Annotated in this window: 5 protein-coding genes and 1 pseudogene; all 6 read left to right on the forward strand. The window is 55.6% G+C overall.

Annotation, left to right across the window (positions count from 1 at the left end; all coding sequences use genetic code 11):
* A pseudogene (locus ASF61_RS24015) lies at positions 1-296 on the forward strand (hypothetical protein); the annotation flags it as partial.
* 62 nt (positions 297-358) lie between these two features.
* Positions 359-802 (forward strand): DUF4123 domain-containing protein, encoded by a 444-nt coding sequence (locus ASF61_RS11310; RefSeq protein WP_229205808.1) that lies wholly within the window; start codon positions 359-361, stop codon positions 800-802.
* Positions 789-1,136 carry a hypothetical protein gene (locus tag ASF61_RS11315; protein ID WP_056155614.1) on the forward strand — a complete coding sequence of 116 codons (348 nt, stop codon included), beginning with the start codon at positions 789-791 and terminating at the stop codon, positions 1,134-1,136. The genes ASF61_RS11310 and ASF61_RS11315 overlap by 14 nt, the downstream gene beginning before the upstream one ends.
* Complete coding sequence (locus tag ASF61_RS11320; protein WP_056155617.1) at positions 1,136-1,735, forward strand: restriction endonuclease fold toxin 5 domain-containing protein; 600 nt, start codon at positions 1,136-1,138, stop codon at positions 1,733-1,735. Before ASF61_RS11315 ends, ASF61_RS11320 begins: the two co-directional genes overlap by 1 nt.
* Positions 1,732-2,490, forward strand: a complete 759-nt coding sequence (locus ASF61_RS11325; protein WP_056155620.1) for an immunity 52 family protein — start codon at positions 1,732-1,734, stop codon at positions 2,488-2,490. Before ASF61_RS11320 ends, ASF61_RS11325 begins: the two co-directional genes overlap by 4 nt.
* 9 nt (positions 2,491-2,499) lie before the next feature.
* Positions 2,500-3,042 (forward strand): serine/threonine protein kinase, encoded by a 543-nt coding sequence (locus ASF61_RS23310; RefSeq protein ID WP_156369560.1) that lies wholly within the window; start codon positions 2,500-2,502, stop codon positions 3,040-3,042.
* The last annotated feature ends 149 nt before the right edge of the window (positions 3,043-3,191 follow it).

Consider the following 3,191-nt stretch of genomic DNA (forward strand, 5'->3'; position numbering starts at 1 on the left):
TTTGTGTCCATAATCTGAATTTGTGGGCACAAATGCTGTGCCAAAATTCGATCATGAATGACGGTGCTCAGACAGTCCAGACGGTACTAGAAAGACGCTTACGAGCCAAATTGATCTCCGGGCAAATCACCACGATTTGGTCCGACGAATCGTCGATGGGCGACCCGGCTGCCGGGGATAAGGCCGAGGCACTCGCGGCGGCATCACAAATCGCGTCGAGTACAACATCGGGTGTTTGTCTAGACTGCCTACTTAAGGCGGCTGCCGCCGGCAGCGCGACTGTGGTGCGCGATTGAGCGCGCCACCCGACGTGGTAACGCGGCTCGCGCAGTTACATCAGAGCACTGACGCGCTACGCTTGTACGCGCTGGTCGATGGCGTGCAGTATCGGGAACGACTCGGTGAACCTTGCACCGCTAGGGAGGGGTTCTACTCCCTGTTCGCCAACACGCCGGACGCGGCGCTGGCCCATGCCGGACCGTGGCTGATCGATGCAGAACAAGTCGGCGAAGCGCTTGTTGTGGCGCTGGCGGCAATAGAACATGCCGCCCCCGCAGTCACATGGTTGATTGCCCCGCAAACAATGGAAGGCTTGGCGCAACTGCTGCAACTGAATCTCAACACAGAACTGCCGGACGGGCGAACCGCGCTGCTGCGCTTCTGGGACCCGCGGGTGCTGGTTAACTTGGCCGAGCTGCTAGAACCGTCGCAACGGGAAACGTTCTTCGGCCACATTCACGAATGGCATCTGTTGCACAAGGGGCGGCGGGTGTGGATAGGAAGGCAGCATGCTCAAGCTTAGTCAGGCCCAGTGGGAAGAACTCCAGATGCGCGACACGCATCAATTCGTGGTCGCCGTGTGCGATCAGTTTCTGACCAACCGTCCCGACATATTGGACCAACTTGGCCGCGACGCGGTGCAAGAGAGTATGCAGGCCGCCTATGATTACGCTGTTAGCATTGGTTTTACGTCAACGCCCCAGATCGTGCGCCTCCTGTATCTGGCGGCGGACGCGCCGGGCATACACGACGACCCGCTGGTTAACGCTTACCTCCGTAAGCCCGGCGCCACGCCGGAACAACGATTCGATGACATGCTGGTGGTGATTAACAAGAAGCTCGAAGGGATATACTGATGGCAGCTCTAGCAATTCCTGTGATCGAAGCGGTGGCGGCGCGCGTGCTTGTGGCGCTGGGTATCGGCGCGGTAGCAGGCGTTGCAGGCGAGGCTGCGCGCAAGCGTCAGAAAGAGGCCGATGAAGCCAAGTCCACACCGATCGCACGCACGGACGCACAGACCAAAACCAAGGAAAAATGCAAAGACTGTGCACCGGACAAAGGGGCAACCTACTTGCGCAATACTGCCGGCTGGTCGGATGATTCCATCACTTACCAGATGCGTATAGCTCAGATGCCTCCCGCGCCGGCTGGTTTCCTAATTGAATGGAATTTCGGGGGCGTGAAATTCGACGGTTTCAATTCCGCACAGTGTTTGCTCAAAGAGGCCAAGGCGCGCTATGACCAGTTCTTTGACGAGTGGGGCAGATTCAACTATCGATTCCAAGGCAATATTTTTGAGAAAATGACTGCGGAGGCGGTGTCTCAGAACATCGCTGCCGTTCCGAAACCACCAGTACAACTGCAATGGTATTTCATGGAGCCGACCTCATATCGCTACATGTCGAAAGTTTTATCGCGAGCAACCCCTGAAATCGAAGTGCTATACAGACCATGAAGAAAAGACCCTACATTAGCCACGACCTGGAAGTTCGATTTCGTGGAGACGTCGCCGGAAGCTCATCCATCGAATTCCAGATGGACTGCCTTTTTGAGTTGCTCAGAGGGACCGCTTCGCTCGATCCGCTACTGCGCCCTGCCCAGTGGTTGATTGCAACCGGCGAGAAAGATTCCTCCTACCTTTACCAAGCATTTGATGACAACGGGCCTACCACGGCTGCGCTCGCAGTTATACGTGAGAACAACAAAGGAACCACAGCGGTGCAGAGCTTTTCACTATGGAATGGAGAAGAAGATCACACGAAGGGAGCCTCGATTGCTTGCCTTTTCGACAGACAGGATGGGCGGTCGTCCAGCGTGACTCTGGGAGTAGACTCCGAACCGGATGGATTTAGACTGGAAAACTCAACCAACGGAATAAAGCTGCTTGTGGAGGCGGCGCAGCTTTACAAGCCTCTCTACTGTTCCATTAGTCCGGGGCAATATGATGCAGTTTTTCCGGATCGTCCAGGCGTTGGCTGGATGCTCTATCTTCCACGGCTATTGACCATCCAACAGGTACCGGAGGCCCGTGCGCTTGTCCCGGTGATAGGCAAAGATGATAAAGGTAAAGACAAGCAGGTCGGTACCATCATCGTCAGCGTCACCGACGCGCCGTTCTCTGATGAGAATCCGGAGCACGTTAAGATTGCCCACGCGATTGAGATTCGGTTGGTAGATCAAGATTTGCTACCTCGCTATACCGACCTTTGAGAGCAGACGATGAGCGATAACGTAACTTGGATAGTGGACCTGGACGCTTCACTTGAGGATGCCCCAAATCTAGCTGAACGAGTGAAGATATGGCTCATCGCGCAAGGCGTTGTATCGGCAACTCCATGCCAAGCTCCCGGGGCGGAAAACCTGTTGAGCAGAGGCCCATCGGCGGCTGCATGGGATGCTTATCTTCACACTTCGCCAGTCTTAATGTGTGGCCTAGAGGTCACGACGCAGCGGCAAGTTTTTCACACGGGCGACAACGGCATTGACAGCATCCGCTGCCCTGATTGCAGCGTGAGGCGCAATCCCGACGACCTCCCTTGGAGTGACGCGGTAGGCGCCTGGTTTGAAGACAACGGAAATTACTGCATGAAGTGTCCAGACTGCGGCGCAAGCCGAAGCATCGTGGAGTGGGAGTTCGATCATCCATGGGGCTTCGGCAATCTGGCGTTCGGGTTCTGGAATTGGCCGATCGCCGACCGGATGATGGTCGAGATTTCTGCTATAACCGGCAATCGTTGCCGCCTAGTTCACGAGCACATCTGATATGCGCTCATATGCAAAGGCCTGCGTTTGAAACGCATCGCCAACGATCAGTTGAATCGCCACAAGTTTTCTAGACACTCGCAAGCCGCTGGAAATACTGCTTTTCATATTCGACTGGCGACAAGTCATTGCTGAAGCTGTGCCGGCGC

Origin of the sequence: Duganella sp. Leaf126 (assembly GCF_001423125.1) — a bacterium.
Lineage (GTDB): Bacteria > Pseudomonadota > Gammaproteobacteria > Burkholderiales > Burkholderiaceae_D > Rugamonas.

Coding starts and splice junctions, on each gene's coding strand:
- ASF61_RS11315 (WP_056155614.1), top strand. CDS start 789: ATGCTCAAGCTTAGTCAGGCCCAGTGGGAAGAACTCCAGATGCGCGAC.
- ASF61_RS11320 (WP_056155617.1), top strand. CDS start 1,136: ATGGCAGCTCTAGCAATTCCTGTGATCGAAGCGGTGGCGGCGCGCGTG.
- ASF61_RS11325 (WP_056155620.1), top strand. CDS start 1,732: ATGAAGAAAAGACCCTACATTAGCCACGACCTGGAAGTTCGATTTCGT.
- ASF61_RS23310 (WP_156369560.1), top strand. CDS start 2,500: ATGAGCGATAACGTAACTTGGATAGTGGACCTGGACGCTTCACTTGAG.